The organism is Mesorhizobium sp. M0106 (assembly GCF_040322715.1).
GTDB lineage: Bacteria > Pseudomonadota > Alphaproteobacteria > Rhizobiales > Rhizobiaceae > Mesorhizobium.
Genome location: NZ_JAMYUA010000117.1, coordinates 1 through 1680 on the forward strand (window position 1 = coordinate 1; position 1680 = coordinate 1680).

3 protein-coding genes are annotated in these 1680 nt (G+C 61.1%); all 3 read left to right on the top strand.

Going from position 1 to position 1680, the window contains the following annotated elements; all coding sequences use genetic code 11:
* Nucleotides 1-82 precede the first annotated feature (82 nt).
* Nucleotides 83-556 carry an IS66-like element accessory protein TnpA gene (gene tnpA, locus NKJ55_RS35310; RefSeq protein WP_352453912.1) on the top strand — a complete coding sequence of 158 codons (474 nt, stop codon included), beginning with the start codon at nucleotides 83-85 and terminating at the stop codon, nucleotides 554-556.
* Nucleotides 537-890, top strand: a complete 354-nt coding sequence (gene tnpB, locus NKJ55_RS35315; RefSeq protein ID WP_014761846.1) for an IS66 family insertion sequence element accessory protein TnpB — start codon at nucleotides 537-539, stop codon at nucleotides 888-890. The genes tnpA and tnpB overlap by 20 nt, the downstream gene beginning before the upstream one ends.
* A 54-nt stretch (nucleotides 891-944) precedes the next feature.
* Nucleotides 945-1680, top strand: a 736-nt coding sequence (locus NKJ55_RS35320; RefSeq protein WP_352453913.1) for an IS66 family transposase, incomplete at its 3' end; no start/stop codon positions are given.

Here is a 1680-nt window from a genome sequence, read left to right on the forward strand (position 1 = left end):
GTAAGCGCGAATTTCCCCGCACCTTTTGCTGTTGAGTGCTCTGATGCATGAGGTGTCCACCAAAATAGGTGGACACCTTGTGATGGAAGAAGATGAGCAGAAACTGCGGGTGAGGCTTGTCGGTCGGGACGGGCGACGCCGATACGACCCGGCATCGAAGGACCGTCTTGTCTCGGCCTGTCTTGAGCCTGGCGTGTCGGTATCGAGGCTTGCGCTCGAACATGGGGTCAATGCGAACCTTCTTCGGAAGTGGATAAAGAAGCGGGCGGAGACCCAGTCCCTCCCACAGCCCCCACCATCGGCGTTCATCCCGGTTCAGATTGAAAGCACTTCCGATCGGGCCTTGCTGCGACAGAGCAGCATGGCTGCGGTGGATTTGCCGGGGACTTGCGATGGGGCACGTAGATCGGCATCGAAAAGGACAGCGCCTTTTTCCTCTCCAGCCAAGGTGAGCGCGTCGCTGCCGAACGGCGTGAAGTTGACGCTGGAATGCGGTGATGTGGATGCGTTGACGGCGACCATCGGAGCACTGGGTCATGTTCAGACTGGGCGCTGACCTGAAAGTCTACCTGCACCGCGAGCCGATCGACTTCCGGGCCGGCATCAACAGCCTTGCGGTTCTGGTCCAAGAGACGATGGCGCTCGATCCGTTTGCTCCGGCGGTTTTTGCGTTCTGCAATCGCCGTCGCGACCGGATGAAGCTCCTGTTCTTCGATCGGTCGGGCTTTGTGCTGGTCCTGAAGCGGCTGACCGAGGACAAGTTCCGGTGGCCGCGCCGGGAGGCAGCGGTGGTCACGCTTACGACCGAGCAATTGCACTGGATCCTCGACGGCATCGACATCGATGCGATGGTCCGCCATCCGGTGCGGCAATATCAGGTTGCGGGTTGAGGGCTCTCGAATTGAGCGGTTGACGCGGCGGCATGCTTTCGATTCAAGAATCTGATGAATCGACCCGGCGAACCGACTGTTGAAGCGTTGATGGCGCGTATTGCTGCGCTGCAGGCGCAGAACCGTCAACTCACCGAACGCGTCGTCAAACTCGAGGAAGAGCTGGCGCTTGCACGACTGCATCGTTTTGCGCCGAAGAGTGAAAAGCACATTGACCGCCTCTTCAATGAAGCCGAACAGGCCGCGGATGAGGACGCCGCCGACAACGAAGATGGCGGCGTCGTTGTCCTGCCGGACACGGGCTTGCCGGCGAGCGAAGGGGCGACGGGAAAGAAGCGCGGCCGCAAGGCCTTGCCGGAAAACCTGCCGCGCGAGCGCGTCGAGTATGACCTTCCCGACGATCAGAAGGCTTGTCCTTGCTGCCGTCACCAGATGCATCGCATGGGCGAGGCCGTTACCGAGCAACTTCATATCGAGGTGAAGGCGAAGGTCCTGCAGAATGTGCGGTTCAAATATGCTTGCCGTCATTGCGACCGTACCGGCATCAACACGCCGCTCGTGACCGCGCCGATGCCCGCGCAACCCTTGCCGGGCAGCATCGCCACGGCCTCGACGCTGGCCTTCGCGCTCGTTCACAAATACGTCGACGGCACACCGCTCTACCGCCTGGCGCAGGCCTTCGAGCGCGCGGGCGTTCCTGTCAGCCGTGGCGCTCTGGGTCACTGGATGATCGGCTCGAGCGAAAAGCATCTCGCCCGCATCTATGACGTGCTGAAGCTGCGGCTCAGAT

Excerpts from the sequence above, each read along its gene's own strand:
- tnpB (WP_014761846.1), top strand. The coding sequence starts at position 537 with ATGTTCAGACTGGGCGCTGACCTGAAAGTCTACCTGCACCGCGAGCCG.
- tnpA (WP_352453912.1), top strand. The coding sequence starts at position 83 with ATGGAAGAAGATGAGCAGAAACTGCGGGTGAGGCTTGTCGGTCGGGAC.